The following is a 26,030-nucleotide window of genomic DNA, read 5'->3' as shown; positions in this document are numbered from 1 at the left end:
CGGCGCGGGGCGCGTCACCACCAACCGGTATTGGCCGCGATCTGGCGGCCCAATTCGCCCACCATGGTCCGCACGTACGTGGGGGTGAGGTGATGGGCCCCGTGGTAGATCAGCACGTTTCCTTCGACGGGGCGGCACACGTCGGCGCGGCAGATCGCGTCCGACATGTCGAGCACCTTCAGCAGCGGGAACTGGGTGACGAAGTCGAGGGTCTGATTGCGGTCGGACAACACGTCGGACCGCTTGACCGCGCACGACTGGGGATTGCCCTGCTTCTTGGCCAGGCAGTCCGCCGGGTCGAACGGCTGGCCGTTCTTCACCAGCCATGGGGTGTCGCGCATGCCGAGGATCGGAATGTTGTTGTCGGAGAAGCGTTGCCAGATTCCGATGTAGGTGGCCGGCATCACGTCGCCGGGCTTGATGTTCCACGGCCGGGTGGTCGTGGTGAACACGTAATCGGGGCGGTCGGCGATGACCTTGGCCATGGTCTGTTCCACCCACTGCCGGCACTGCGGGTAGGCGGCGTTGTTGCCCATGATCAACGGGACTTCCTCGGTGGACAGCGGGCAGCCCATCTTGAGGTACGTAACCACCTTGAAGTGGTGCATCCTGCCCAGCAGCTCCAGCGCGGGCAGCCAGTGTTCGGCGTGTGAGCCGCCCGCCAGCGCGATGGTGCGTTCGGCGGCGACGTCGCCGTAGGTGCACACCACCACCGCCGGGTTGACGAAGTCGCTGATGCAACCGTCGCGGGTGGAGGTCGGCAGGTCCTCCTTGACCTCCAGCACGCTGGGCCGCATCGGCAACGCGGGCACCCGCAGCCGTTCGGTCAGGGCGCGCGCCCCGGGGTAGTCCTGCGGATTGAGCACGCTGAGTTCCTTGCCCGCGGCCCGCAGCACCGTGACGTGCTGACGCCAGGTGAACGACGTGGCGGTCAGCGTCACCCCGAGCAGCACGATGGCGGTGCCCAGCGCCACCGTGGGCCGGGGCAGGCGCGCCAGCCACGCGGGCGCGGGCGCCGGTGACCGCCCGGCGGTGCGGTACCGCAGGGGATCCTCGACGAGCCGGGTGGTCAGGTGCGCCAGCAGGCCCGAGACCAGCAGCACCGCCGCGCCCTCGACGAAGCCGGCGTGCCGGTGTCCGGTGAACGACAGCCAGAAGATCAGCAGCGGCCAGTGCCACAGGTACAGCGAGTACGCCATTGCGCCCAGCGCCACCAGCGGCGGGGCCGCCAGCAGCCGGTTCGGCAGCGGCAGCCGGCCGCCGGCGGGGGCGCCCCGCAGGTTGGCCCCGGCGAGGATCATCAGCATGGTGGCCCCGACGGGGACCAGCGCCCACGGGCCGGGAAACTCCTGCACGCCGTCGATCAGGGCCCCGCAGGACACGATCGCGGCCAGCGCGGCGGTGGCCACCACCGTCCGTATCCACATCGGCCACCGGATGGCCGGCACCAGCGCACCGACCAGCGCGCCGAGCAGCAGCTCCCAGCCGCGCGCGAAGCTGTTGTAGTAGGCGGCGGCCTGGTCGTTCTGATGCGCCACGATCGCGTAGACGAACGAGGCCACCGTCAGCGCGGTCAGCAGCACCAGGACCAGGGTGCGCAGGTGCTTGCCCAACGGGCGCCGGAACAGGTACGCGGACCCCGCGATCACCAGCAGGAAGCCGACGTAGAACTGGCCCTGCACCGACATCGACCAGATGTGCTGCAGCGGGCTGACGGCTTCACCCGCGCGCAGGTAGTCCGACGCGGTGTTGGCCAGCTCCCAGTTCTGGTAGTAGCCGAGGCTGGCGAGGCTCTGGTCCGCGAACGTCTCCCAGCGGGTCTCCGGCTGCACCAGGATCGTCAGGACGGCGCAGCCCGCCAGCACCACGACCAGGGCGGGGACCAGACGGCGGACGAGCCGGGTCAGCTCCGCCACCGGCGACAGGGTGACCGCCGGGTTCAGCGCCGCGCGAATGATCTTGCCGCCGAAGAAGAATCCCGACAGCGCCAGGAACACGTCGACCCCGCCGGAGACCCGGCCGAACCAGATGTGGAACACCGCGACCAGGGCGATCGCGATGCCGCGCAGGCCGTCGAGGTCGTAGCGATAGAACCCCGCGCCACGCGCTCCCTTCGCGACCGGTTCCGCGGTCGCGACCGGTGTGGAAGGCGGTGACACGGTCGGCATGGTTGCCAGCTAATTTACCGAAAACCGCCACCCGCTCCCGGGTAGGAGCAGGTGGCGGCGTTCGGGAGTCCCGGGCGGTGCCGGGAATTTACCGGGCGGTGCCGGGGGCCGGGGGCAGGAACGGAGATTGCTGGGGCGGCAGCAGCTGCACCGGGGCCCGCTGCACCGGCGCTTGCTGGATCGGCGGCTGCCACAGCGGCGCCTGCGGCGCGGGGGCCTGCTGCACCGGCGCTTGTTGCAGCGGGGCCAGCGCGGACTGCTGGTGCAACGGCGCCTGCTGCACCGGTGCCTGCGGCGTCGCCGGCTGCTGCACGGGCGCTTGCTGCAGCGGGGCCTGCGCCGTGGGCGCCTGCGCGGTGGGCAGTTGCTGGAGCGGGGGCTGTTGCAGCGGGGCTTGCTGTGCCGGCAGCTGCGCCGGGACCTGCTGCGGCAGCGCCTGGGCCGGCGCCGAGTCGGCGCCGAGGACGCGGACCATGTACGGCGTCATGCCGTTGGCGCGCACCGGCGACACCTGGACGACGTCGCCGACCTCGAGCATCTGGTTGTTGCCCAGGTACATCGCCACGCTCTGCGTGCCCTCGGGGCCGTAGAAGATCAGGTCGCCCTTGCGTGCCTGCTGGGGCAGGATCTTCTGGCCGACGCGGTAGATCGCCCCGGACGAACGCGGCAGCTTGATGCCGGCGCCGGCGTAGGCGTACTGCATCAGGCCGGAGGCGTCGAACCCGACGGTGTTGATGCCTGTCCCGGTGCCACGGGTGGGCCCGTTGATGCCGCCGCCGGCCCAGGAGAACGGCACGCCGCGCTGCGAGAGCCCGCGCGCGATCACCACGTCGGTGGCCTGCTGGTAGTCCATCGGCCGGGTGCCCGGGTCGGCGGACGCGATCAGCGGAGCCGCCACCGGCGCCGCGAGCATCGCCAAACCGATCGCGAAGGCGTAGATGCGTTTCATTGTTCTGGCCTCTCAGGGGCTCACGGGCCTCGGCGCGGTGACTTCACGCCTCCGCCGCCTGTTCATGACCCGGGCGGGACCCCCACGTTGGGGCCGACGCCGCTGCATGACGCTTGCGGATGTGGCAGCGGGTCAATGCCCCTGTTTCACATCAGTCACTAAAGCCACTCTGACAACAGAAGTTAGTAGCCGCCAGGCCGCCGGGGGATTTTTTGTCGTAACGTGACCGGACGGTGACTGGGTGACCCAATTCCGTGTGCGCCGTTGTGATTTGGGTCTCAGTGAAAGCGGCGAGGCCCGGGCCGCGGCGGCGGTGCGCCTACATCCAATAGCGTTCGCTGAAGGTCGTCAGGATCGAGCCGGCGACGGAGCTGACCATCAGCAACGTCAGGGCCAGCACCGGCCAGAAGGACATGAACCAGCCCTTCAGGATGGAAACGATCGGGCCGACGACGGCGGCGGCGATCGCCGCGCCGATGCCGCCCCACACCACCGGGCGGATGTAGTAGTCGACCCCGAACGGCACCGGCCCGCAGGTCTCGTCGGCGCACACGTGGTCGAGGAAGCCGAACAGCCGGGTGGGCCAGGTCGTCGCGGTGGCCAGGACGATGAGCAGGGCCAACAGGGCGACGGTGCAGACGACGTCCCACGCGGCCAGCCGCACCCGAATGACCCGCGGGGCTTCGTCGTCGTAGTCGACCAGCGGGGAATCGGTGTCCGCGGCGGGATTGCCCGGCGGATGCGGCGTAGCCATCGGCTCCCATGCTCCCCGATGGCCGGAATTTATGCGACCCGGCTGCTTTACCCTCGATCACTATGCCTGCGGCGAGGGCCGGGTTGACGCCCGAGCAGATCAGCGCGATCGACGCTGCGCACGTCTGGCACCCCTACAGCACCATCGGTCGTGAGGCCGTCGCGCCGGTGGTGGCGGTCGCCGCCCGGGGCGCCCGGCTGACCCTGATCCGGGACGGCGAGCCGATCGAGGCGCTCGACGCGATGAGCTCCTGGTGGACCGCCATCCACGGACACGGCCACCCGGCCCTGGACGCGGCGCTGATCGCCCAGCTGGCCACGATGAACCACGTCATGTTCGGTGGGCTCACCCACGAACCGGCCGCGCGGCTGGCGCAGCTGCTGGTGCAGATCACCCCGCCGGGCCTGGACACCGTGTTCTTCAGCGACTCGGGGTCGGTGTCGGTCGAGGTCGCCGTCAAGATGGCGCTGCAGTACTGGCGCAGCCGCGACCGCCCCGCCAAGCACCGGCTGATGACCTGGCGGGGCGGCTACCACGGCGACACCTTCACCCCGATGAGCGTCTGCGACCCCGACGGCGGCATGCACTCGCTGTGGACCGACATCCTGGCCCGCCAGGTGTTCGCCCCGCAGGTGCCGCGCGACTACGACCCCGCCTACAGCGCGGCGTTCGAACACCAACTGGCGGCGCACGCCGACGAGCTGGCCGCCGTCGTCGTCGAGCCCGTCGTGCAGGGCGCGGGCGGGATGCGCTTCCACGACCCCCGCTACCTGCGCGACCTGCGCGAGTTCTGCCACCGGCACGACGTGCTGCTCATCTTCGACGAGATCGCCACCGGCTTCGGCCGCACCGGCGAGCTGTTCGCGGCCGAACACGCCGGGGTGAGCCCGGACATCATGTGCGTAGGCAAGGCGCTGACCGGCGGGTACGTCACGCTCGCGGCCACGCTGTGCACCGCCGACATCGCGCACACCATCAGCGCCGGCGAGGCCGGCGCGCTGATGCACGGGCCCACCTTCATGGCCAACCCGCTGGCCTGCGCCGTGTCCGTGGCCAGCGTCGAGCTGCTGCTGGGCCAGGACTGGCGCGCGCGGGTCGGCGAGATCGCCGCCGGGCTGGACGCCGGGCTCGAACCCGCCCGGGCGCTGCCCGGCGTGACCGACGTGCGGGTGCGTGGGGCGATCGGCGTCATCGAGTGCGACCACCCCGTCGACCTGGCCGTCGCCACCCCGGCCGCGCTGGATCGCGGCGTCTGGCTGCGCCCGTTCCGCAACCTCGTCTACGCGATGCCGCCCTACATCTGCTCGGCCGCCGAGATCGCCCAGATCACCTCGGCGATGGTCGAGGTGGCCCGGCTCACCGGCTCTCGTAGTCTTTAGGGCGATGAAAGCGCCGATCGAGACTTCCCCGCTGGCCTGGCTGGAGGCGGTGGAGAAGCAGCGCCGCGAGGCCGGGCTGCGTCGCTCGCTGCGACCGCGCCCCGCCGTCGCGACGGAGCTCGATCTGGCGTCCAACGACTACCTCGGCCTGTCCCAACACCCCGACGTGATCGAGGGCGGCATCGCGGCGCTGCGCATGTGGGGCGCCGGGGCCACCGGCTCGCGCCTGGTCACCGGCGACACCGAACTGCACCAGCAATTCGAGGCCGAGCTCGCCGAATACGTCGGCGCCGCTTCGGGATTGCTGTTCTCGTCGGGCTACGCGGCCAACCTCGGCGCGGTCGTCGGCCTGTCGGGCCGGGGTTCGCTGCTGGTGTCCGACGCGCTTTCGCACGCATCCCTGGTCGACGCCTGCCGGCTGTCGCGGGCCCGCGTGGCCGTCACCGGACACCGCGACGTCGACGCCGTGGAGGCGGCCCTCGCCGGACGCGACGAGGAGCGCGCCGTCGTCATCACCGAGTCGGTCTTCAGCGCCGACGGCGCCCTGGCGCCGCTGCGCGAGCTGCATGAGGTGTGCCGCCGCCACCGCGCGCTGCTGCTCGTCGACGAGGCGCACGGGCTGGGCGTGCGCGGCGCCGGGCGCGGGCTGCTGCACGAGCTCGGGCTGGCGGGCGCCCCCGATGTGGTGATGACCACGACGCTGTCCAAGGCGCTGGGCAGCCAGGGCGGCGTGGTGCTCGGTCCGGCGGCGGTGCGGGCCCACCTGATCGACGCGGCCCGGACGTTCATCTTCGACACCGGCCTGGCGCCCGCGGCGGTGGGCGCCGCGCGGTCCGCGCTGAACGTGCTGCGGGCCGAACCCTGGCGACCCGAGGCCGTGCTGCGGCACGCCCGCGTCCTGGCCGACGCCTGCGGCGTCCCCGTGGCCCCGCAGTCGGCGGTGGTGTCGGTGATCCTGGGGGACCCCGAGGTGGCGCTGGCCGCCGCGATCGCATGCCTGGACGCCGGTGTGAAGGTGGGCTGCTTCCGGCCCCCGACCGTGCCCGCCGGGACGTCGCGGTTGCGGTTGACCGCGCGCGCGTCGCTGGACGCCGCCGAACTCGACATCGCCCGGCGGGTGCTCGCCGACGTGCTCGCTGTGGCGCGCCCTTGACCGTCCTGGTCGTCACGGGGACGGGCACCGGGGTCGGCAAGACCGTCGTCACCGCCGCCCTGGCCTGTCACGCCCACCGGGCCGGCGTCGATGTGGCGGTGTGCAAGCCGGTCCAGACCGGCACCGCCTCCGGTGACGACGACCTGGCCGAGGTCGCCCGGCTGTCCGGCGTCACCCAGCTGGCCGGGCTGGCCCGCTACCCGCAACCCCTGGCGCCGGCCGCCGCGGCCGAGCGGGCGGGCGCGGCCCTGCCGACCGGCGACGAGTTGCTGCGGCTGGTCGCCGGCCTGGACCGCCCGGGGCGGCTGACGCTGGTCGAGGGCGCCGGCGGGCTGCTGGTCGAGCTCGCCGCCGCGGGTGTCACCCTGCGCGACCTTGCCGTCCAGCTGGGGGCCGCGGCGCTGGTCGCGGTCAGCGCGGAACTGGGCACCCTCAACCACACCGCGCTCACTCTGGAAGCGCTTGCCGCGCACAATGTTTCGTGCGCGGGCCTGGTCATCGGGAGCTGGCCGGGCAACCCCGGGCCGGTGGAAACGTCGAACCGCTCCGCCCTGGCCCGGCTGGGTGCGGTGCGGGCCGCGTTGCCGGCGGGCGCCGGCTCGATGGGCGCCGCACAGTTCGCGGAGATGAGCGCCGCGGCGTTCGACCGCGACTGGGTCACCGCGCTGGTCCGCTGATGGTGCATTCCATCGAGCTGCTCTTCGACGGCGAGACCGAGGCGACCATCCGCGGGCTGTGGGACGCCCTGGCCGACGCCGGCATTCCCAGCCAGGCGCCGGCCGGGCGGCCACACGTCACGCTCGCGGTGGCCGACCGCATCGCCGACGAGGCCGACGCCGCGCTGGGCCCGCTGACCGGGCGGTTGCCGCTGGGCTGCGGGGTCGGCGCGTCGTTGCTGCTCGGGCGTTCCAACGCGATCCTGGCCCGGCTCGTCGTGCCGAGCGCCGAGTTGCTCGAGTTCCACGCCGAGGTGCACCGGCTGGCCGGCGAGCACCTGGCCCCCGCGCCGGCGCCCACCAGCCTGCCCGGCCAGTGGACGCCGCACGTCACGCTGGCCCGCCGCGTCGGCGGACCGGCGCTGAGCCGCGCGCTGCGCATCGCGGGGCGCCCCCCGCTCATCGAGGGCAGCTTCGCCGCCCTGCGGCATTGGAACGGCGAGAAGAAGGCCGACCACCTGATCGGCTAGCCGCCGAACAGCAGGTACAGCCCGGTGAAGGTGTAGCCGACCATGACCAGCATCATCGTCAGCTGCCCGGTGAGCTGGTGGCCGCTCGGCAGCAGCCGCAGGGCCTTGTCGTGGGCGGCGATCACCGCGAGGATGTGGCCGGTCACCACGCAGGCCACCTTGATCCCGGCCAGCACCGGCGGATGGGTGGACAGCACGTAGGCCACCTGCTGGTGCGCCAGCCCGCCCCAGCCGCGGCCGAACGGGTCGGCCAGCGCGATCACGGCCTGTTGCCCGCGTTCGACGAGGTAGGTCAGGTAGTGGGCGAAGATGTAGCCCACCACGATCGGGATCAGGGAATGCGCCAGCTGGCCCGGCAGCGCGCGGCGCCGCTCGGAGTCGACGCCGCCCGTCGCGCGCGCGGCAAGCGAAAAGGTCACGGCCACAACCGAAATGAAGACGATCAGCCCGAGGGTCCGCAGCAGCGACGACGACGCGGCCGGCGCCAGGCCGATGCCGCGGGAGGCCCGGTCGGCGAAGCCGCGCCACGTCGGCGACGACGAGAAACTGTCGAACGCCGTGGACCCGAGCAGCACCGCGAGCACCATGACCACGCCGGGGCGCACGGGCAGCGACGGCAGATGGTCGAGGGGGTTCCCGACGACGATGCGCCCGGTGTCGGGGTTGCGGCGAAACGGCGACAGGCGCGACACCGCCATGCTGTACACCCCGAACGGGTCGGCCCGGGCCAGCCAGCGCTGGCCGCACAACCAGGCGCCCACCAGCATGACCACGGCGTATCCGGCCAGCCACGCCCGCACCCACGGCAGTGCAGCCGGGTTCGGGCTGGCCAGTTCCATCCAGACGAACGCGAACAGGCCCAGCGCGGCCGGGCGGTAGCCCCAGCTTTCGGGATAGGACAGCCGCGGGGAGCGCAGGCGCTCCGGCGTGCCGCGGCGCAGCAGCAGGTACACCGTCCGCATCGGCGAGAGGACCCGCCAGACGGGCCCGAACAGCAGCGACAGCGCCACCAGCCCGACCCACAGCAGCACGTAGAACACGCCGAGCAGGGCGTTGGTCTCCGACCGCGGACCCCACACCCCGGCCGCCACCGCCCATGCCGCGAACACCAGACCCAGCACGGCCGCCGTCCACCGCGTCGCCCGGGCGTCGACGACGGCGGTGACCGCCGAAGGCAGCGGGCGGCCCGGCTTGCCCGGATCGAACCGCGGCCGCCGCCACGCGAAGGCGACCAGCGCGAAGGTGAACGTCAGCGCCCACGCCGCGCCGACCATCGCGTACATGTACGGCACCGGAAGGTCGCCGGATCCGCCGAGCCCGTGTGCGAGTACCGCGGTCGCGCCGCGGGCGGTCACGGTTGGACTTGGATGGTCGCGATCGTGCGGTCCAGGTGGTGCAGCTCCACCTCGACGTTGCCGGGTACGTCGACGGCGAACTGGAAGGTTTGGTTGGGCGCCGCGGCCACCGGGAACTTGTGGTCGGGCGTCGAGTGCACGTGCAGCTCGTCGGCGGCGTCACTGGTCACGCGCAGGGTGATCTGCTGGTGCACCTTGGCCTGCAGCGTGGCGTTGGTGGGCGTCACCTGCCCCTTGGCGATGGTGACGTCGACCGTCGGGCCCGCGGCCGGGGCCTGCTGATGCGAACCGCCGCAGGCGATCAGCGCCCACGCCAGGATCGCCACCCACGCCGCGGCCAGGGCGCTACGCATTCCCATCGATCACGCCGCCCTGGGGGTGCCGGGCACGGCGTGCCTTTGTTCCTCGGGCCGCTTCGGGAGGTTGTCGTAGTTGTTGATCCGGCCGGCGCCCCAGGTCAGGGCGGTGATCACCATCAGCGTCAGGAACAGCACCACGATCCCGCCGGCGGTGAACAGCCAGGCCGGCGCACTCTGGTCGCGTTCGCGCTGCAGGATGGTGACCTCCAGGACGAACGGCCGCGTGCTGGACGCGAGCGCGGGGACCTCGGGCGCCGGGATGGCGTCGTCGGCCGGCTCGTAGATCGGCACGGCCGTCATGGTGCGGCCGTCCTGCACCCGCAACAGCGTCTTCCAATCACCCCACACCGGGACCGGCTGCGTGGACTTGTAGTGCCCTGGGCCGACCTTGGCGAGCTTGTCGATCATCAGGCCGCGGTCGTTCTGCATCCGCCCCTGCCAGGACAGGATCGTCAGCCAGTCCGGTTGGTCGCTGATCATGGTCGTCGGGGGGAGCATCACGTCGGCCGACACCATGCGTTGGCCCGCGGGGCTCGGCAGATCTGTCAGCGTCACCGTGGCGGTGTTCTTGCTCGGCACGGTGATGTGCAGGCCGTTGGCCACCGTCACGCCGATCACCAGCACCGTCAGCGCGACGACGGAGATGCCCAGCCGGCGACCCGGCAGGCGCTCGCCGGTGAGGACCATGCCGAACATCGCCCCGCACATCCCAATCAGGACGGCCACCGGCACCGCCATCGCCAGCGCCTCGCCCCACATGCTGGTCGGCCACGGGTAGTGGTACACCGCGCCGATCCACAGCGATTCCAGCCACAGTCCCACCGTGGCCACGGCGAGGCCGGAGACGGCGCCGAACACCAGCGGGCGCTTGATCAACGGGGTCAGCGCCACCAGCTCGACGACGAGGGCGGGACCCAGGTACAGCGGGAACCAGTTGATCGGGGCCCCCAGGATCGGACCGACCACCACCGCCACCGCGCCCCGCAGCGCGATGGCGAACACCGCCGCGATGATCGCCGCGCCGCGCCCCATCGTGAGGCGGGCGGCGACGGCCGCCAGCGCGGACGCCGCGGCGATCAGCATCGGCTGAAACACCAGCCGGAACTGCGGGACCCCGAAGTCGAATTCGATCTGATAGACGGACAGGCCGATGAACAACCCGCCGAAGGACAGGTAACGCAGGAAGGTGATGAACGCGCCGTGGGTGACCTCCTCGGCGTCGTGCGCCTCGCCCTCGCGCTCCAGCATCAGCACCGAGAAGAGCGAGAAACACGCCCCGCCGATCATCATCAAATGCGTTGGGCCCCAAAGGGTCACGTCTTGGCCGAAGATCCGGTGCCAGATGTCGTCGAGCGGGAACCCGATCATCGCGTACATGCCGCAGCCGGCCATCAGCAGGCCGCCGACCGGCGCGTACCAGTTGCGGGTGATGCGCACCGCCGCGGGACCCGGCTTGTCGAACGGCAGCACGACCGAGACCATGCCGCCGACGAAGATGCCGAACAGCCCGATGATGATGAAGTAGTGCGCGGGGTTGGCCAGCGGGCCGGGGTCGCGTCCGTTGCCGATGTGCCAGCTGACGTCCCAGATGAACCCGAACAGGGCGCAGATGATGAACGTGGTGAAGATCAGGACCGGCAGCGCCACCCAATTGGGCCGGTGGAACTTCTCGCCGAGCTTGTCGGCCAGCCGGGTCAGCCACGCGATGCGGTGCGTGCGGTGGGCGTAGCCGACCCACAGCATGGCCGCCGCGATCACGACCGCCGCGACTGACAGCCCGATCACCTGGTTCAGGCCGGCGCCGCGCGCCGGTGCCTCGGCAACGAAAGTGAGCTCCGCCGATTTCATCGTCAAACCCTCCCAACAGCGCCCGACCGCCTGGCGAGCTGTGATGCAGCTCGCACGAAGCGGAATGCCCAAATCAGGGGCCGATCAATCACCGATTTTCGTCGGTCCGGCTCCCGGCATCGTCCGACTCGCCGGGGGAGCGGCGGTCTTTCAGCGCGACGTACAGGATCACGCCGACGACGATGATCGCCGGTAGGAACGCCGGGATCGCCAGCAGGATCATGTGGTGGGCCACATAGGTGACGTGCGGATCGGTCATGGTGGTGAGATACCCCGGCGGACGGCATGTACTGCGGCCGTTACCCTACTTTGAACACTTTTATCCAGGCCACCACGACCGTGGGGCAGGGGGTCGCGCGCGCGGCGCCCGACGATGCAGGGGAGTACTGGTGACTCAAGCGGCAACTCGACCGGTGACCGGCGCCAACGACGCGGACATCCTGGCCGTGGCCCGTGAACAGGTGCTCGAGCGCGGCGAGGGACTGACTCGGGACCAGGTGCTGCGGGTGCTGCAGCTGCCCGACGACCGGCTCGACGACCTGCTCGAGCTGGCCCACGAGGTGCGGATGCGCTGGTGCGGACCCGAGGTCGAGGTCGAGGGCATCATCAGCCTGAAAACCGGCGGCTGTCCCGAGGACTGCCATTTCTGCTCGCAGTCGGGGCTGTTCGCCTCCCCGGTGCGCAGCGCCCGGCTGGACATCCCCAGCCTGGTCGAGGCCGCCAAGCAGACCGCCAAGTCGGGCGCCACCGAGTTCTGCATCGTGGCCGCCGTGCGCGGGCCCGACGAGCGGCTGATGGCCCAGGTCGCGGCCGGCATCGAGGCGATCCGCAACGAGGTCGAGATCAACATCGCCTGCTCGCTGGGGATGCTGACCGCCGAGCAGGTCGAGCAGCTCGCCGAGATGGGCGTGCACCGCTACAACCACAACCTGGAGACCGCCCGCTCGTTCTTCACCAACGTCGTCACCACCCACACCTGGGAAGAGCGCTGGCAGACCCTGTCGATGGTGCGCGACGCCGGGATGGAGGTGTGCTGCGGCGGCATCCTGGGCATGGGCGAGACGCTCGAGCAGCGCGCGGAGTTCGCCGCCGAGCTGGCCGAGCTGGGCCCCGACGAGGTGCCGTTGAACTTCCTCAACCCGCGCCCAGGCACGCCGTTCGGCGACCTGGAGGTGCTGCCGGTGGCCGAGGCGCTGAAGTCGGTGGCCGCGTTCCGGCTGGCCCTGCCGCGCGCGATGCTGCGGTTCGCCGGGGGCCGCGAGATCACGCTGGGCGACCTGGGCGCCAAGAAGGGCATCCTGGGCGGCATCAACGCCGTAATCGTCGGGAACTACCTGACCACACTCGGCCGGCCGGCCGAGGCCGATCTGGAACTGCTCGACGACCTGCAGATGCCCATCAAGGCGCTCAACGCCACCCTGTAAGAAGCGTGGAAACCGTGGTTGGGGATCTGGGGGCTCCGGTCAGCGCCGGCGTCTACAACGTCTACACCGGCGAATTGGGGGGCACCGCGATGCCGACGGCGGCGCAGCTGGGTCTGGAGCCGCCGCGGTTCTGTGCGGAATGCGGGCGCCGGATGGTGGTCCAGGTGCGCCCCGATGGCTGGCGGGCGCGGTGCTCGCGGCACGGTCAGGTTGACTCCGTCGACCTCGAGGACCGGCGGTGACCGGGGCCACGGCCGGTCGGTCGCGCCGGCGCGCCGCCGCCGCCGCCGGCCTGGGGTCGGTCGGGGCCGGCGCGGTGCTCGGTGGGCTTTGGGCGTGGATCGCCCCGCCGATCCGCGCCGTGGTCGCCATGACGCGGGCCGGCGAACGGGTCCACGACTATCTCGGCACCGAGTCGCAGCACTTCTTCGACGCGCCGAGCCTGATGCTGGGTTTGCTGACCGTGTTGGGGGTGGTGGCGCCGGTGCTGGCGTGGCAGTGGCGCGCGCACCGCGGCCCGGGGATGGTCGTCGCGCTCACGGCCGGCATGGTGACCGCGGCCGCGACCGCGACGGCGGTCGGGGCGGCGCTGGTCCGGATCCGCTTCGGCGCGTTGAACTTCGACGCGGTGCCGCTGGCCAAGGGGCCGTCGGTGGCCTACGTCGTGCAGGCGCCCCCGGTGTTCTTCGCGGACCACCCGCTGCAGGTGGCGCTTACGCTGCTGTGGCCGGCCGCTATCGCGGCGCTGGTGTATGCGGTGTTCGCGGCCGCGGACGCCCGCGACGACCTGGGGGTCCTGCCGGCGGGCTCGTCCGCCGCGCTGCCGGTGGCTGGAGGGGGCGCCGCCGAAGCGGCCGTGTCATAGCGGGCGGCGGTGAATGCTGCGGCCGAAGACGACCTTGGCCGCGATCTTGGCCAGCCGCGCCATCCCGACGTAGGTCATCGGATGGAACATCGTGGGCCAGGTGGTGCGGATCAGGTGCTCGGTCAGCGGCCTGCCGTCGAACCGGTCGGTGAGCCAGCGCAGCGTCATCGGCGCCGACAGCGGGTGCAGCAGCATGTGCTCGTTGAACGCGTCCCGGTGGTAGGTGACCCGGGCGCCGCCGGCCGAGTAGGCGTCGGCGAGCACGTCGATGTCGTTGACGTCGATCAGGTAGTCGTGGACGGCCTGCACGATCAACACCGGCGGCGTCGGCACGGCGGCGCCCAGCTTGATGCTCTCGAAGACGTGCGTGACCTCGGGCGTCGACAGGATGGTCTCGAGCGGCTCGTCGAGGTAGTCGCCCATGTTCTTGCCGGCCATCCGGACGACCGCCTCCACGGTGGTCATCTTCTCCAGCGACTCGAGCAGGGCGCGGCCCTCCTCGTTGCTGTGCTCCTTGATCACCCGGTCCAGCTCGGGGTAGATGTGGGCGAGCGCGGCCACCACCAGCGCCGGCAGACCCGACAGGAAACTGCCGTTGAGCCTGCGGAAGGTGTTGCCCAGGTCGCCGACGGGCGATCCCAGCACCGCCCCGACGACGTCCAGTTCGGGCGCGTAGTCGGCGCACATCTCGGCCGCCCAGGCGCTGGCCAGGCCGCCGCCGGAGTAGCCCCACAGCCCGATCGGCGCCGCCGGCGACAGCCCGAGGCGTTCCGAGCCCAGAGCGGCCCGGATGCCGTCGAGGACCCGGTAGCCGGGTTCGTACGGCGCGCCCCACAGCCCGCGCAGCCCCTCGTGGTCGGGCACCGAGACGGCCCAGCCCTCGGCCACCGCGGCGGCGATCAGAAACAGCTCGAACTGGCCGATCGATCCGAGGGCCTTCGCCCGGCGGCGCAGCGCGTAGGACGGGAAGCAACGCGACGAGACCGCGTCGATCGCGCACTGGTAGGACAGCAGCGGGCAGGGCCGTTCCGGGGCGAGTTCGGCGGGGACGATCACCGTGGTCGCCGCCGCCTCGGGCTCGCCGTGCATGTCCATCGTCCGGTAGAGCAGCTGGACGGCCTTGATCGGCTGCGGGATCAGCCCCAGGAAGGCGAGCTCGACGTCGCGGGAGCGGAGCACCGTCCCGGGCTCGGCGTGCTGGAAGCCGAGTGGCGGCTGGTAGAACGGGTCGTCGGAGGGCAGCAGCGGGCGGACTTTGCGCTGCAGTTCCTCGTGCGGCGGCCGGGCGATCCACTCCGCGCCATGCGTGCCTGCCAGATTGCCGAGCTCAGCCATTGAGGCTCCCTTCTAGGCCATCCGGCATTCTCGCGCACCAACGGCAGGTAGCCAAAACGTAATCGCCGTGTGTGAGCGACTTCGTCTTAGTGCCCGCACGTAAGACGCGCCACTCGTGTCGCCTTCACTCGCGTCCCCCGGAAGACCTCCGGTCCAGTCTACTGGTGGCGGCGGCGGCCCCCGGTCGTCAAATCTGGCCCGGCGGCCGCAGCGCGGCGAATTCGTCGGTGACCCGCAGCCTCGAGTCGGTGAAGTGGTAGAGGGCCGCCGGCCGCCCGCCGCTGCGCCCGGACTGCGCGATGGTGCCGGTCGCCGTGATTACCCCGCGGCGGGCCAGCACCCGTTGCAGGTTGGTCGCGTCGACCTGGTAACCCAGCGCGGCGCCGTAGATGTCACGCAGCGTTGAAAGGGCGAATTCCTTTGGCGCCAAGGCGAATCCGATATTGGTGTACGACATCTTGGCGACCAGCCTGGTGCGGGCGTGCTCCACCATCGGGCCGTGGTCGAACGCCATCGGGGGCAGCGAATTCACCGGGTGCCAGCGGGTGTCCGGCGGCAGTTCCGGGGTGGCGGGGGAGGGCACCAGGCCCAGGAAGGTCGAGGCGATCACCCGGTTGCCCGGCACCCGCTGCGGATCGGAGAACACCGCCAGCTGCTCGAGGTGGGCCAGCTCTTTGAGGTCCACCTTTTCGGCCAGCTGGCGCAGCACCGAGGTGGTCATGTCCTCGTCGTTGCGCAGCCGCCCGCCGGGCAGCGACCAGGCGCCCTTCTGCGGATCTTTGGCGCGTTGCCATAACAGCACGTTCAGCTGCGGTTTCTGTCTTCGCGGCGCTGCCGTTACCTGGCGAACCTGAAACACGACCGCAAGTACCTCGTGTTCAGTGCTAGTATGGCCCATGTTTTCGATTATAAGTCGAAAACCTGTCGGGCTGAAAGGAGCCGCCGTGACGGTTATCAATCGCATGGACACGCTCGCCGAAGACATGATGGCCGACGTCACCAATTCGCCCACGGGCTACGCCGGCGTGGACGGCGACGAGCAATGGGCCGCCGAGATCCGCCGCCTGGCCAAGCTGCGCGGCGCCACCGTGCTCGCGCACAACTACCAGCTGCCCGCCATCCAGGACGTCGCCGACCACGTCGGCGACTCGCTCGCGCTGTCCCGGATCGCCGCCGAGGCGCCCGAGGACACGATCGTGTTCTGCGGCGTGCACTTCATGGCCGAGACCGCCAAGATCCTGAGCCCCGAGAAGACGGTGCTCATCCCCGACCAGCGGGCGGGCTGCTCGCTGGCCGACTCGATCACCGCCGACGAACTGCGCGCCTGGAAGGACGAGCACCCCGGCGCCGTCGTCGTCTCCTACGTCAACACCACCGCCGCGGTGAAGGCGCTCACCGACATCTGCTGCACATCGTCCAACGCCGTGGACGTGGTGAACTCGATCGACCCCGACCGTGAGGTCTTGTTCTGCCCGGACCAGTTCCTCGGAGCGCACGTGCGCCGGATGACCGGCCGGACGAACATGCACGTGTGGGCCGGCGAATGCCACGTCCACGCCGGGATCAACGGCGACGAGCTGTCCGAGCAGGCCCGGGCCAACCCAGACGCCGACCTGTACGTGCACCCCGAATGTGGTTGCGCCACTTCGGCTTTGTACCTCGCCGGCGAGGGCGCCTTCCCAGCCGACCGGGTCAAGATCCTGTCCACCGGCGGCATGCTGGACGCCGCGCACCACACCCGGGCCCGCAAGGTGCTGGTCGCCACCGAGGTCGGCATGCTGCACCAATTGCGCCGGGCCGCACCGCAAGTCGACTTCCGCGCGGTGAACGACCGCGCGTCGTGCAAGTACATGAAGATGATCACGCCCGCGGCGCTGCTGCGCTGCCTGGTCGAGGGCGCCGACGAGGTCGACGTCGACCCCGACATTGCCGCCGCGGGCCGGCGCAGCGTGCAGCGCATGATCGCAATCGGTCAACCGGGCGGCGGCGAATGATCGTCCGGCCGGCCTGGACGCACAGCGCCGACGTCGTCGTCATCGGTACCGGCGTGGCGGGTCTGGCCGCGGCGCTGGCCGCCCACCGCGCCGGCCGCAGCGTCGTCGTGCTGAGCAAGGCCGACCAGGTGCGCGGGGTGACCGCCACCCACTACGCGCAGGGCGGCATCGCGGTGGTCCTGCCCGACAACGACGACTCCGTTGAGGCCCACGTCGCCGACACCGTGACCGCGGGCGCCGGCCTCTGCGATCCCGACGCGGTGACCTCGATCGTCGCCGACGGCTACCTCGCGGTGTCCGAATTGGTCGGTGCCGGAGCGCGATTCGACGAGGCGGTGCCCGGCCGCTGGGACGTGACGCGGGAGGGCGGCCACTCGCGCCGGCGGATCGTGCACGCGGGCGGGGACGCCACCGGCGCCGAGGTGCAGCGCGCGCTCGACCACGCCGCCCGGCTGCTCGACATCCGCACCAGCCACGTCGCCCTGTGCGTGTTGCACGACGGCATCGCCGTGACCGGCGTCGCGGTCGGCAACCCCGACGGGTACGGCATCATCAGCGCGCCCGCGGTGATCCTGGCCTCCGGCGGGCTCGGCCATCTCTACGCCGCGACCACCAACCCCGAAGGCTCCACCGGCGACGGCATCGCCCTGGCGCTGTGGGCCGGTGTCGCGGTCAGCGACCTCGAGTTCATCCAGTTCCACCCGACGATGCTCTACGGCGGCGGGGCCGGCGGGCGCCGCCCGCTGGTGACCGAGGCCATCCGCGGCGAGGGCGCGATACTGGTTGACCGGCAAGGCAATTCGGTCACCGCGGGTGTTCACCCGATGGGCGACCTGGCGCCGCGGGACGTCGTCGCGGCCGCCATCGACGCGCGGCTGAAGGCCACCGGCGACCCGTGCGTCTTCCTGGACGCGCGCGGCATCGAGGGCTTCGCGGCCCGCTTCCCGACCGTGACCGCCGCGTGCCGGGCCGCCGGCATCGACCCGGTCCGCCAACCCATCCCGGTCGTGCCCGGGGCGCATTACAGCTGCGGCGGCGTCGTCACCGACGTGCACGGGCAGACCGAGCTGCCGGGGCTGTTCGCCGCCGGCGAGGTGGCGCGCACCGGCATGCACGGCGCGAACCGGCTGGCGTCCAACAGCCTGCTGGAAGGCCTGGTGGTCGGGGGGCGGGCCGGCAAGGCCGCGGCCGCGCACGCGGTGGCGGCGGGGCGCGTCCGGGCGACCGCGCCCGAGCCGAGCGTGCACACCGCCCCGCGGCGCGCCGATTTGCAGGCCGCGATGAGCCGCGACGCCTCGGTGGTGCGCGACGCCGCGGGGCTGAACCGGCTGTCCGACACGCTGTCCGGGGCGCCCGCCCGCGCCATCGCGGGCCGCCGCGACTTCGAGGACGTCGCGCTGACGGTGGCTGCGCGCGCGGTGACCGCAGCGGCCCTGGCCCGCAGCGAGAGCCGCGGCTGCCACCACCGCGCCGAGTACCCGGGCCCGGCGCCGGAGCAGGCCCGCAGCAGCGTGCTGCGACTGGCCGACGACCAGGTGCTGGTGGAGGCGCTGGCGGCGGTGGGCTGATGATGCAGCCCGAGGAACGCAGCGCCGCCCAGGACACCATCCGGCGCGCGCTGGAAGAGGACCTGCGTTACGGGCCCGACGTCACCACGCTGGCGACGGTGCCCGCCGGCGCGGCGGCCACCGCGTCGATGGTGCCCCGGGAGCCGGGCGTGATCGCCGGCGTCGAGGTCGCGCTGCTGGTCCTCGACGCCGTCCTCGCCGGGGGCTACGACGTGCTGCATCGCGTCGACGACGGCGCCCGGCTGCAGCCGGGCGAGCCGGTGCTGACCGTGCGCGCGGACACCCGCGGCCTGTTGACCGCCGAGCGGACCATGCTGAACCTGGTCTGCCACTTGTCCGGCATCGCCACCACGACGGCGGCCTGGGTGGCGGCCGTGGACGGCACCAAGGCCAAGGTCCGCGACACCCGCAAGACCCTGCCCGGGCTGCGCGCCCTGCAGAAGTACGCGGTCCGGGTCGGCGGGGGCGTCAACCACCGGCTGGGGCTGGGGGATGCGGCGCTGATCAAGGACAACCACGTGGTGGCCGCCGGCTCGGTGGTCGACGCGCTGCGGGCGGTGCGGGACGCGGCCCCGGAGCTGCCGTGCGAGGTCGAGGTGGACTCCCTCGAGCAGCTGGACGAGGTGCTGGCCGAAAAGCCGGAACTGGTCCTGCTGGACAACTTCCCGGTGTGGCAGACGCAGATGGCCGTGCAGCGCCGCGACGCCCGGGCCCCCGCCGTCCTGCTGGAGTCCTCCGGCGGGCTCAGCCTCGACAACGCCGCCACGTACGCCGCCACCGGGGTGGACTACCTGGCCGTCGGCGCGCTCACGCATTCGGTGCGCGCGCTGGACGTCGGCCTGGACATGTAGGGCTTACCGCCGCGCTGCGCGTCGAGTGTGCGCCTGGGGCCTTGAGCGTGCGTCCGGGGCGGAAAAATCGCGAAATCCCCGCCCTCAGAGCACTCGCGAAGCCGTCAGCGCACTCGCAAGGCCGGTGGCGCGCACACTAGCCGGACAGCAGCGTGCGCGCCGCCGGCTTGGCCGCGTCCAGCGCGCCCGCGTCACCGGAGGTCCGGGACAGGATCAGCGCCCCCTCGATCAGCGAGATCACCGCCAGCGCAACCCGTTTGGCCTCGTGCTCGGCCCAGCCGTCGGAGCGCAGCCGCTCCTCGACCGCCGCGCACCAGCCGCCGAAGGCGCGCGCCGACGCCTCGCGCACCAGCGGGCTCGCGTTCACCGACTCGGTGGCGATCGGCTCGATCGGGCAGCCGTCGCGCCGGTCACCGGCCAACCCCGCCGCCAGCAGGTCGATCCAGCGATCGACGATGTCGGCCGGCGGCCGGCCCGTCGCCAGAAACCGGCGCAGCAATTGCTCGATGCCCGTCCCTTCGGTCTCGACGACCGCCGCGGCCAACTGCTGCTTGCCCCGCGGGAAGTGGTGATACAGCGAACCGGGCTTGACCCCGGCCTCCTCGAGGATCTGATTCAGGCCGGTCGCAGCGTAGCCCTGCCGGCGGAACAGGGTGGCGGCCTTCTCGATCAACGCGGTGCGGCTGCGATCCGGTCTCGGCATGCTATTGACTTTACTTGAATGATCACTCAAGAATGCAGAGATGAGGCAGCTGACATACGAAGACACCGGGCGGTACGCGTGGCGGGAGGTGCCCGAACCCCAGCTGAGTGCGCCCGAGCAGGCGTTGGTCCGCCCGCTGGCCGTGGCGTGTTGCGACCTCGACGTCGCGGTGTGCAACGGGCGGCTACCGCTGCCGCCGGGGTACGCGGTGGGCCACGAGGGATTGGCCGAGGTCGTCGCCGTCGGCGACGCCGTCAGGGGCGCCCGGGTCGGCGACCGCGTCGTGGTGCCGTTCCAGATCAACTGCGGGGAATGCCGCGAATGCCGCCGCGGTGTCACCGGTTCGTGCAGCGCCGTGCCGTTCATGGCGGCCTACGGGATGGCGCCGATCGCCGGCCTGGATGGTGGCGGCTTCATGTCCGATCTGGTGCTGGTCCCGTACGCCGACGCGATGCTGATCCCGCTGCCCGACGGCGTCGACCCCGTGTCGGTCGCGTCCCTGTCGGACAACATCCCCGACGGCTGGCGCACCGTCGGGCCGTTCGGTGCCGAGCTGGACGCGCTCGACCCGGTCGATCGCCGCGTCCTCGTGCTCGGACGGCTGTCGATCGGCCTGTATTCGGCGGCGATCGCCGCGGCGCTGGGCGCCCACGTCGACTACGTCGACACCGACCCGCTGCGGCTGGCCGCCGCCGAGAAGCTCGGCGCGGTGGTCCACGACGCCGCCAAACCCGACAAGTCGTGGGGCGCTTACCCGGTCACCGTGCACACCACCAGCGATCCGGCCCTGCTGGCGGCGACGCTGCGGGCGACCTGGCCGGACGGCGTGTGCACCGATACCGGCATCTACTTCGAATACCGGGTCGAGATGCCGTTGCTGCCGATGTACTCGCGCGGCGTGCGGTTCGTCACCGGACGCGTCAGCGCGCGCACGGTCATCCCGCGGGTGCTCGACCTGCTGGCGGGCGGCCTGAACGTGGCGCCGGCCGTCGACCGCGTCGTCGCCTGGGAAGACGCCCCCTCGGCCTGGCCGGCGATGACCGGCAAGACGGTCTTCACCCGGGCGTAGTGGCTTGAGTGTGCGTTTACGGCGTTGAGTGTGCGCCCAGGGCGGGAAAATCGCGGAAATCCCGCCGTCAGCGCACGCGGGAAGCCGTCAGCGCACGCGGGAAGCCGTGCAGGCGAAGTCAGGCGATGTCGCCGACGAACACGCCGATCCGGCGCAGCTGCATGCGGGCCATCCGCGGCAGGCGCTCGGCGTCGGGACCCTCGGTGCCGGCCGGCAGGATGCGCGGGTTGGTGATGTGCACCACGCGGTTGCGGCCGAATTGGACGTCGGCCTCGCCGGCCGCCAGCACGTTCTTGACCCAGTTGGTCTTGCCGTGGCCCAGCGCGATCGCCAGGACGTTGCCCTTGCGGTAGGGGGTGATGATCGTCTCGTACGGCGTGCCGGAGGTGCGGCCACGGTGCTTGATGGTCGCGGTCCCGGGCAGAAAGCGGGCGATCGGCTTGACCGCCGGGTTGAAATACTTGATCTGGAAACGCTCGAACCAGGGCGGGAACACCATGGGGACGCCCGGGGCGTTGTTGGGGTGATCCTTCGCGGACATGACGGCTCCCTGCGTTGTGTGGGCCTTTGATCGGCACTGTACCGGTCGGATATCGACTTGAGTTGCTCTGGGACAATGGAGGCGATGAGTACCGGTTCCGCGCCCGTGATGGCCCGCATCGACCTGCGGGGCGTCGAGCTGACGGCTGCCCGCCTGCGGACCGCGCTGCCGCGCGGCGGTGCGGACGTGGAAAGCGTGCTGCCCAAGGTGCGGCCGATCGTGCAGGCCGTGGCCGAACGCGGCGCCGAGGCGGCGCTGGAGTTCGGGGAGTCGTTCGACGGGGTACGGCCCGCGTCCGTCCGGGTGCCCGAGGCGGCGCTCGAGGCCGCGCTGGCCGGGTTGGACCCCGACGTCGTCGACGCCCTGCGGGTGATGATCGAGCGCGCCCGCGCCGTGCACGCCGACCAGCGGCGCGCCGACGTCACCACCACCCTCGGCCCCGGCGCGACGGTGACCGAGCGGTGGGTCCCGGTCGAGCGGGTCGGCCTGTACGTGCCCGGCGGCAACGCCGTCTACCCGTCCAGCGTGGTGATGAACGTGGTGCCGGCGCAGACCGCCGGCGTCGGCTCGCTGGTGGTGGCCAGCCCGCCGCAGGCCCGCTATGACGGCCTGCCGCACCCGACCATCCTGGCGGCCGCCCGGCTGCTCGGGGTCGACGAGGTGTGGGCCGTCGGCGGCGCGCAGGCGGTGGCGCTGCTGGCCTACGGCGGCACCGACACCGATAGCGCCGAGCTGGCGCCGGTCGACATGATCACCGGCCCCGGCAACATCTACGTCACCGCCGCCAAGCGGCTCTGCCGCTCGCGGGTGGGCATCGACGCCGAGGCCGGCCCCACCGAGATCGCCATCCTCGCCGACCACACCGCCGATCCGGCGCACGTGGCCGCCGACCTGATCAGCCAGGCCGAGCACGACGAGATGGCGGGCAGCGTGCTGGTCACCCCGAGTGCCGACCTGGCCGACGCCACCGCCGCCGAGGTGGCAGAACAGCTGCGCACCACCGTGCACCGCGACCGGGTGGCCGCCGCGCTCGGTGGCCGCCAGTCGGCGATCATCCTGGTCGACGACCTGGACGCGGGGGTGCGGGTGGTCAACGCCTACGCCGCCGAGCACCTGGAGATCCAGACCGCCGACGCGCCGCAGGTGGCCGCCCGAATCCGTTCGGCCGGAGCGATTTTCGTCGGGCCCTACTCGCCGGTGAGCCTCGGCGACTACTGCGCCGGATCCAACCACGTGCTGCCGACCGCGGGCTCCGCCCGCCACTCCAGCGGCCTGTCCGTGCAGACCTTCCTGCGCGGCATCCACGTCGTCGACTACACCGAGGCCGCGCTCAAGGACGTCTCGGGCCACGTGGTCACGCTGGCCGAGGCCGAAGACCTGCCGGCGCACGGCGAGGCGATCCGGCGGAGGTTCGAGCGATGACCGCGCCGGAGAACCCCACCCTAGAGGACCTGCCGCTGCGCGACGACCTGCGCGGCAAAACACCCTACGGCGCACCGCAATTGGCGGTCCCGGTGCGGCTGAACACCAACGAGAACCCGCACCCGCCCAGCCGGGCGCTGGTGGACGACGTGGTGCGGTCGGTGGCCGAGGCGGCCGCGGACCTGCACCGCTACCCGGATCGCGACGCCGTGGACCTGCGTCGCGACCTGGCCGCTTATCTCACCGCGCAGACCGGGGTGCGGCTCGGGATGGAAAACGTTTGGGCGGCAAACGGATCCAACGAGATCCTGCAACAGCTGCTGCAGGCGTTCGGCGGCCCCGGGCGCAGCGCGATCGGGTTCGTCCCGTCCTACTCGATGCACCCGATCATCTCCGACGCCACCCGCACGGAATGGCTGGAGGGGGTGCGCGCCGACGACTTCAGCCTCGACGTGAACGCCGCCGTCGCCGCCGTCACCGAGCGCCGGCCCGACGTGGTCTTCATCGCCAGCCCCAACAACCCGTCCGGGCAAAGCGTTTCGCTGCCCGATCTGCGCCGGCTGCTCGACGCGGTGCCCGGCATCCTGATCGTCGACGAGGCCTACGGTGAGTTCTCCTCGCAGCCCAGCGCCGTGGGGCTGGTGCGGGAATATCCGACCAAGCTCATCGTCACCCGCACCATGAGCAAGGCGTTCGCCTTCGCCGGCGGGCGGCTCGGGTACCTGATCGCCACGCCCGCGGTGATCGACGCGATGCTGCTGGTGCGGCTGCCGTACCACCTGTCGTCGGTCACCCAGGCGGCGGCGCGGGCCGCGCTGCGGCACGCCGACGACACCCTGAGCAGCGTCGCGGCGCTGATCGCCGAACGCGAACGCGTCTCGACCGCCCTGACCCGCATGGGTTTTCGGGTGATCCCCAGCGATGCGAACTTCGTGCTGTTCGGGCAGTTCGCCGACGCTCCCGCAGCCTGGCGGCGCTACCTGGACGCCGGCATCCTGATCCGCGACGTCGGGATCCCCGGCTATCTGCGCGCCACGACCGGACTCGCCGAGGAGAACGACGCGTTCCTGCGGGCCAGCGCCCCGATCGCCGCCACCGAACTCGCCCCAGCCACCCCCGTAGGAGCCCCGTGACCACCATTGCGACGCGGCGCGCGCGTATCGAGCGCCGCACCAAGGAATCCGACATCGTCATCGAGCTGGATCTCGACGGCACCGGCCAGGTCCACGTCGACACCGGCGTGCCGTTCTACGACCACATGCTGACGGCGTTGGGCACCCACGCCAGCTTCGACCTCAGCGTGCGCACCCAGGGTGACGTCGAGATCGAGGGGCACCACACCATCGAGGACACCGCGATCGCGCTCGGCCAGGCGCTGGGGCAGGCCCTCGGCGACAAGAAGGGCATCCGGCGGTTCGGCGACGCCTTCATCCCGATGGACGAGACGCTGGCCCACGCCATCGTCGACGTGTCCGGCCGGCCCTACTGCGTGCACACCGGCGAGCCGGATCACCTGCGGCACACCACCATCGCCGGCAGCTCGGTGCCCTACCACACCGTCATCAACCGGCACGTGTTCGAGTCGCTGGCGATGAACGCCCGTATCGCGCTGCACGTGCGCGTTCTGTACGGGCGCGACCCGCACCACATCACCGAGGCGCAGTACAAGGCCGTCGCTCGCGCGTTGCGCCAGGCCGTCGAGCCGGATCCGCGGGTGTCGGACGTGCCGTCCACCAAAGGTGTTCTGTGACAACACCATCCGTCGTCGTACTGGATTACGGCTCGGGCAACCTACGGTCGGCCCAGCGTGCGCTGCAGCGGGCGGGCGCATCGGTCGAGGTGACCGCCGACGCCGACGCCGCGGCGGCCGCTGACGGCCTCGTGGTGCCCGGCGTCGGTGCCTTCGAGGCGTGCATGACCGGCCTGCGCAAGGTCGGGGGAGACCGCATCATCGCCGACCGGGTGGCCGCCGGGCACCCGGTGCTCGGGGTCTGCGTCGGCATGCAGATCCTGTTCGCCACCGGCGTCGAATTCGGTGTGCGGACAACGGGTTGCGGCCAGTGGCCGGGCGCGGTCACCCGGCTGGACGCCCCGGTGATTCCGCACATGGGCTGGAACGTGGTCGACGCCGGCGCGGGGACCACCCTGTTCAAGGGGCTGGACGCCGACACCCGGTTCTACTTCGTGCACTCCTACGCGGCGCAGCGCTGGGAGGGATCGCCCGAGGCCGTGCTCACCTGGGCCACCCACCAGGTGCCGTTCCTGGCCGCGGTCGAGCTAGGGCCGTTGTCGGCCACCCAATTTCACCCGGAGAAGAGCGGCGACGCCGGTGCGGCCGTGCTGCGCAACTGGATTGAGGGACTGTCGTAATGCCGCTGATTCTGCTACCCGCGGTCGACGTGGTCGACGGCCGCGCCGTCCGGCTGGTCCAAGGCAAGGCCGGCAGCGAAACCGAGTACGGCTCGGCGCTGGACGCCGCCCTGGGCTGGCAGCGCGACGGCGCCGAGTGGATCCACCTGGTGGACCTGGACGCGGCGTTCGGGCGCGGCTCGAACCGCGAGCTGCTGGCCGAGGTGGTCGGCAAGCTCGACGTGAACGTGGAGCTGTCCGGCGGCATCCGCGACGACGACTCCCTGGGCGCGGCGCTGGCCACCGGCTGCACGCGGGTCAACCTGGGCACCGCGGCGCTGGAGAACCCGCAGTGGTGCGCGCGGGCGATCGCCGAACACGGCGACAAGGTCGCCGTCGGGCTGGACGTGCAGATCATCGACGGGCAGCACCGGCTGCGCGGGCGCGGCTGGGAGACCGACGGTGGCGACCTGTGGGAAGTGCTGGAACGCCTTGACGGCGAGGGGTGTTCGCGGTTCGTCGTCACCGACGTCACCAAGGACGGCACGCTCGGCGGCCCCAACCTCGACCTGCTGGCCGCCGTCGCCGACCGGACCGAAGCGCCGGTGATCGCCTCCGGCGGGGTGTCCAGCCTGGACGACCTGCGCGCCATCGCCACCCTGACCGAACACGGGGTGGAAGGCGCCATCGTCGGAAAGGCCCTCTACGCCGGGCGGTTCACGCTGCCGCAGGCGCTGGCCGCGGTGGCCGGGTAGGGC

General features: G+C 71.7%; 27 protein-coding genes. 16 read left to right on the top strand and 11 right to left on the bottom strand.

Annotation, left to right across the window (positions count from 1 at the left end; translation table 11 throughout):
- Positions 1-14: 14 nt before the first annotated feature.
- From A5730_RS22175 to A5730_RS22165, 3 genes are all read right to left on the bottom strand, one after another.
- Positions 15-2,168, bottom strand: a complete 2,154-nt coding sequence (locus A5730_RS22175; protein WP_067905358.1) for an acyltransferase family protein — start codon at positions 2,166-2,168, stop codon at positions 15-17.
- Between the two features lie 88 nt (positions 2,169-2,256).
- Positions 2,257-3,117 carry an NlpC/P60 family peptidoglycan-binding protein RipD gene (gene ripD, locus A5730_RS22170; RefSeq protein WP_067905357.1) on the bottom strand — a complete coding sequence of 287 codons (861 nt, stop codon included), beginning with the start codon at positions 3,115-3,117 and terminating at the stop codon, positions 2,257-2,259.
- Between the two features lie 319 nt (positions 3,118-3,436).
- Positions 3,437-3,871, bottom strand: coding sequence for a hypothetical protein (locus tag A5730_RS22165; protein WP_067905355.1), 435 nt, complete (start codon positions 3,869-3,871; stop codon positions 3,437-3,439).
- A 62-nt stretch (positions 3,872-3,933) separates the two neighbouring features.
- Here A5730_RS22165 and A5730_RS22160 point away from each other — a divergent pair, with 62 nt between their 5' ends.
- The 4 genes from A5730_RS22160 to A5730_RS22145 are packed head-to-tail and all read left to right on the top strand — an operon-like array spanning position 3,934 to position 7,589.
- A complete protein-coding gene (locus A5730_RS22160; RefSeq protein WP_067905353.1) occupies positions 3,934-5,250 on the top strand; it encodes an adenosylmethionine--8-amino-7-oxononanoate transaminase in 1,317 nt (438 codons plus the stop codon).
- Between the two features lie 4 nt (positions 5,251-5,254).
- The gene (locus A5730_RS22155; RefSeq protein WP_067905351.1) at positions 5,255-6,403 is read left to right on the top strand and encodes an 8-amino-7-oxononanoate synthase; all 1,149 of its coding nucleotides are present in this window, start codon (positions 5,255-5,257) and stop codon (positions 6,401-6,403) included.
- Positions 6,400-7,080, top strand: coding sequence for a dethiobiotin synthase (gene bioD / locus A5730_RS22150; RefSeq protein ID WP_067905349.1), 681 nt, complete (start codon positions 6,400-6,402; stop codon positions 7,078-7,080). Before A5730_RS22155 ends, bioD begins: the two co-directional genes overlap by 4 nt.
- A complete protein-coding gene (locus tag A5730_RS22145) occupies positions 7,080-7,589 on the top strand; it encodes a 2'-5' RNA ligase family protein (protein WP_067905347.1) in 510 nt (169 codons plus the stop codon). The genes bioD and A5730_RS22145 overlap by 1 nt, the downstream gene beginning before the upstream one ends.
- Here the strand turns inward: A5730_RS22145 and A5730_RS22140 are convergent.
- The 4 genes from A5730_RS22140 to A5730_RS25025 form a co-directional block, all read right to left on the bottom strand.
- Entirely contained in the window at positions 7,586-8,872 is a 1,287-nt protein-coding gene (locus tag A5730_RS22140; RefSeq protein ID WP_369829910.1) for a hypothetical protein, read from the bottom strand. The two genes, A5730_RS22145 and A5730_RS22140, sit on opposite strands and share 4 nt — an antisense overlap.
- 68 nt (positions 8,873-8,940) lie before the next feature.
- The gene (locus tag A5730_RS22135; RefSeq protein WP_067905342.1) at positions 8,941-9,303 is read right to left on the bottom strand and encodes a hypothetical protein; all 363 of its coding nucleotides are present in this window, start codon (positions 9,301-9,303) and stop codon (positions 8,941-8,943) included.
- 3 nt (positions 9,304-9,306) lie between these two features.
- A complete protein-coding gene (locus A5730_RS22130) occupies positions 9,307-11,151 on the bottom strand; it encodes a hypothetical protein (protein WP_067905340.1) in 1,845 nt (614 codons plus the stop codon).
- A gap of 88 nt (positions 11,152-11,239) precedes the next feature.
- Positions 11,240-11,410 carry a hypothetical protein gene (locus A5730_RS25025; RefSeq protein ID WP_197506317.1) on the bottom strand — a complete coding sequence of 57 codons (171 nt, stop codon included), beginning with the start codon at positions 11,408-11,410 and terminating at the stop codon, positions 11,240-11,242.
- Positions 11,411-11,540: 130 nt separating this feature from the next.
- Between A5730_RS25025 and bioB the strand changes: the two genes are divergently transcribed.
- From bioB to A5730_RS22115, 3 genes are read left to right on the top strand one after another with little or no spacing between them, the layout of a single operon-like run.
- On the top strand, positions 11,541-12,575 hold the full coding sequence (bioB, locus tag A5730_RS22125) for a biotin synthase BioB (protein WP_067905338.1): 1,035 nt from the start codon (positions 11,541-11,543) through the stop codon (positions 12,573-12,575).
- 14 nt (positions 12,576-12,589) lie between these two features.
- Positions 12,590-12,817 carry a hypothetical protein gene (locus A5730_RS22120; protein WP_067905412.1) on the top strand — a complete coding sequence of 76 codons (228 nt, stop codon included), beginning with the start codon at positions 12,590-12,592 and terminating at the stop codon, positions 12,815-12,817.
- Positions 12,814-13,440 carry a DUF2567 domain-containing protein gene (locus tag A5730_RS22115; protein WP_067905336.1) on the top strand — a complete coding sequence of 209 codons (627 nt, stop codon included), beginning with the start codon at positions 12,814-12,816 and terminating at the stop codon, positions 13,438-13,440. Before A5730_RS22120 ends, A5730_RS22115 begins: the two co-directional genes overlap by 4 nt.
- Here the strand turns inward: A5730_RS22115 and A5730_RS22110 are convergent.
- Both A5730_RS22110 and A5730_RS22105 read right to left on the bottom strand, forming a co-directional pair.
- Positions 13,435-14,775 carry a lipase family protein gene (locus tag A5730_RS22110; RefSeq protein ID WP_067905334.1) on the bottom strand — a complete coding sequence of 447 codons (1,341 nt, stop codon included), beginning with the start codon at positions 14,773-14,775 and terminating at the stop codon, positions 13,435-13,437. The two genes, A5730_RS22115 and A5730_RS22110, sit on opposite strands and share 6 nt — an antisense overlap.
- Positions 14,776-14,962: 187 nt before the next feature.
- Positions 14,963-15,673: an NUDIX domain-containing protein gene (locus tag A5730_RS22105; RefSeq protein WP_067905332.1), complete on the bottom strand. Its 711-nt coding sequence runs from the start codon at positions 15,671-15,673 to the stop codon at positions 14,963-14,965.
- Positions 15,674-15,719: 46 nt separating this feature from the next.
- On the opposite strand from A5730_RS22105, the gene nadA reads away from it, so the two are divergent.
- From nadA to nadC, 3 genes are read left to right on the top strand one after another with little or no spacing between them, the layout of a single operon-like run.
- On the top strand, positions 15,720-16,769 hold the full coding sequence (gene nadA / locus A5730_RS22100; RefSeq protein ID WP_067905330.1) for a quinolinate synthase NadA: 1,050 nt from the start codon (positions 15,720-15,722) through the stop codon (positions 16,767-16,769).
- The gene (locus A5730_RS22095; protein WP_067905328.1) at positions 16,766-18,337 is read left to right on the top strand and encodes an L-aspartate oxidase; all 1,572 of its coding nucleotides are present in this window, start codon (positions 16,766-16,768) and stop codon (positions 18,335-18,337) included. Before nadA ends, A5730_RS22095 begins: the two co-directional genes overlap by 4 nt.
- Positions 18,337-19,188 carry a carboxylating nicotinate-nucleotide diphosphorylase gene (gene nadC, locus A5730_RS22090; protein WP_067905326.1) on the top strand — a complete coding sequence of 284 codons (852 nt, stop codon included), beginning with the start codon at positions 18,337-18,339 and terminating at the stop codon, positions 19,186-19,188. Before A5730_RS22095 ends, nadC begins: the two co-directional genes overlap by 1 nt.
- 136 nt (positions 19,189-19,324) lie before the next feature.
- Here the strand turns inward: nadC and A5730_RS22085 are convergent, their stop codons facing one another.
- Entirely contained in the window at positions 19,325-19,891 is a 567-nt protein-coding gene (locus A5730_RS22085) for a TetR/AcrR family transcriptional regulator (RefSeq protein ID WP_067905325.1), read from the bottom strand.
- Positions 19,892-19,931: 40 nt separating this feature from the next.
- On the opposite strand from A5730_RS22085, the gene A5730_RS22080 reads away from it, so the two are divergent.
- Positions 19,932-20,960 (top strand): zinc-binding dehydrogenase, encoded by a 1,029-nt coding sequence (locus A5730_RS22080; protein ID WP_067905323.1) that lies wholly within the window; start codon positions 19,932-19,934, stop codon positions 20,958-20,960.
- Positions 20,961-21,078: 118 nt separating this feature from the next.
- Here the strand turns inward: A5730_RS22080 and A5730_RS22075 are convergent, their stop codons facing one another.
- Complete coding sequence (locus tag A5730_RS22075; RefSeq protein ID WP_055404207.1) at positions 21,079-21,501, bottom strand: nitroreductase family deazaflavin-dependent oxidoreductase; 423 nt, start codon at positions 21,499-21,501, stop codon at positions 21,079-21,081.
- A 105-nt stretch (positions 21,502-21,606) separates the two neighbouring features.
- On the opposite strand from A5730_RS22075, the gene hisD reads away from it, so the two are divergent.
- Genes hisD through priA form a run of 5 tightly spaced genes read left to right on the top strand, consistent with a single transcriptional unit; the run spans position 21,607 to position 26,027 of the window.
- Positions 21,607-22,923 (top strand): histidinol dehydrogenase, encoded by a 1,317-nt coding sequence (gene hisD / locus A5730_RS22070; protein WP_156745895.1) that lies wholly within the window; start codon positions 21,607-21,609, stop codon positions 22,921-22,923.
- A complete protein-coding gene (locus A5730_RS22065) occupies positions 22,920-24,056 on the top strand; it encodes a histidinol-phosphate transaminase (protein WP_067905319.1) in 1,137 nt (378 codons plus the stop codon). Before hisD ends, A5730_RS22065 begins: the two co-directional genes overlap by 4 nt.
- Positions 24,053-24,673, top strand: a complete 621-nt coding sequence (gene hisB, locus A5730_RS22060) for an imidazoleglycerol-phosphate dehydratase HisB (protein ID WP_067905317.1) — start codon at positions 24,053-24,055, stop codon at positions 24,671-24,673. Before A5730_RS22065 ends, hisB begins: the two co-directional genes overlap by 4 nt.
- Entirely contained in the window at positions 24,670-25,293 is a 624-nt protein-coding gene (gene hisH / locus A5730_RS22055) for an imidazole glycerol phosphate synthase subunit HisH (protein ID WP_067905314.1), read from the top strand. Before hisB ends, hisH begins: the two co-directional genes overlap by 4 nt.
- The gene (gene priA, locus A5730_RS22050) at positions 25,293-26,027 is read left to right on the top strand and encodes a bifunctional 1-(5-phosphoribosyl)-5-((5-phosphoribosylamino)methylideneamino)imidazole-4-carboxamide isomerase/phosphoribosylanthranilate isomerase PriA (protein WP_067905312.1); all 735 of its coding nucleotides are present in this window, start codon (positions 25,293-25,295) and stop codon (positions 26,025-26,027) included. Before hisH ends, priA begins: the two co-directional genes overlap by 1 nt.
- Positions 26,028-26,030 lie beyond the last annotated feature (3 nt).

This window comes from Mycobacterium sp. ACS4054 (genome assembly GCF_001667275.1).
Lineage (GTDB): Bacteria > Actinomycetota > Actinomycetes > Mycobacteriales > Mycobacteriaceae > Mycobacterium.
The sequence above is the reverse complement of the archived record's forward strand: the minus strand, read 5'-3'. Positions and strand labels throughout refer to the sequence as shown.

Bases quoted from the DNA above. Each gene is read 5' to 3' on its own strand.
- A5730_RS22145 (WP_067905347.1), top strand. From the start codon at position 7,080: ATGGTGCATTCCATCGAGCTGCTCTTCGACGGCGAGACCGAGGCGACC.
- A5730_RS22080 (WP_067905323.1), top strand. From the start codon at position 19,932: ATGAGGCAGCTGACATACGAAGACACCGGGCGGTACGCGTGGCGGGAG.
- A5730_RS22130 (WP_067905340.1), bottom strand. From the start codon at position 11,151: ATGAAATCGGCGGAGCTCACTTTCGTTGCCGAGGCACCGGCGCGCGGC.
- A5730_RS22140 (WP_369829910.1), bottom strand. From the start codon at position 8,872: ATGTACGCGATGGTCGGCGCGGCGTGGGCGCTGACGTTCACCTTCGCG.
- ripD (WP_067905357.1), bottom strand. From the start codon at position 3,117: ATGAAACGCATCTACGCCTTCGCGATCGGTTTGGCGATGCTCGCGGCG.
- priA (WP_067905312.1), top strand. From the start codon at position 25,293: ATGCCGCTGATTCTGCTACCCGCGGTCGACGTGGTCGACGGCCGCGCC.
- A5730_RS22105 (WP_067905332.1), bottom strand. From the start codon at position 15,673: ATGGGCCATACTAGCACTGAACACGAGGTACTTGCGGTCGTGTTTCAG.
- A5730_RS22165 (WP_067905355.1), bottom strand. From the start codon at position 3,871: ATGGCTACGCCGCATCCGCCGGGCAATCCCGCCGCGGACACCGATTCC.
- A5730_RS22095 (WP_067905328.1), top strand. From the start codon at position 16,766: ATGATCGTCCGGCCGGCCTGGACGCACAGCGCCGACGTCGTCGTCATC.
- A5730_RS22085 (WP_067905325.1), bottom strand. From the start codon at position 19,891: ATGCCGAGACCGGATCGCAGCCGCACCGCGTTGATCGAGAAGGCCGCC.
- A5730_RS25025 (WP_197506317.1), bottom strand. From the start codon at position 11,410: ATGACCGATCCGCACGTCACCTATGTGGCCCACCACATGATCCTGCTG.
- A5730_RS22110 (WP_067905334.1), bottom strand. From the start codon at position 14,775: ATGGCTGAGCTCGGCAATCTGGCAGGCACGCATGGCGCGGAGTGGATC.
- A5730_RS22135 (WP_067905342.1), bottom strand. From the start codon at position 9,303: ATGGGAATGCGTAGCGCCCTGGCCGCGGCGTGGGTGGCGATCCTGGCG.
- A5730_RS22155 (WP_067905351.1), top strand. From the start codon at position 5,255: ATGAAAGCGCCGATCGAGACTTCCCCGCTGGCCTGGCTGGAGGCGGTG.
- A5730_RS22175 (WP_067905358.1), bottom strand. From the start codon at position 2,168: ATGCCGACCGTGTCACCGCCTTCCACACCGGTCGCGACCGCGGAACCG.
- nadC (WP_067905326.1), top strand. From the start codon at position 18,337: ATGATGCAGCCCGAGGAACGCAGCGCCGCCCAGGACACCATCCGGCGC.
- A5730_RS22160 (WP_067905353.1), top strand. From the start codon at position 3,934: ATGCCTGCGGCGAGGGCCGGGTTGACGCCCGAGCAGATCAGCGCGATC.
- A5730_RS22075 (WP_055404207.1), bottom strand. From the start codon at position 21,501: ATGTCCGCGAAGGATCACCCCAACAACGCCCCGGGCGTCCCCATGGTG.
- A5730_RS22065 (WP_067905319.1), top strand. From the start codon at position 22,920: ATGACCGCGCCGGAGAACCCCACCCTAGAGGACCTGCCGCTGCGCGAC.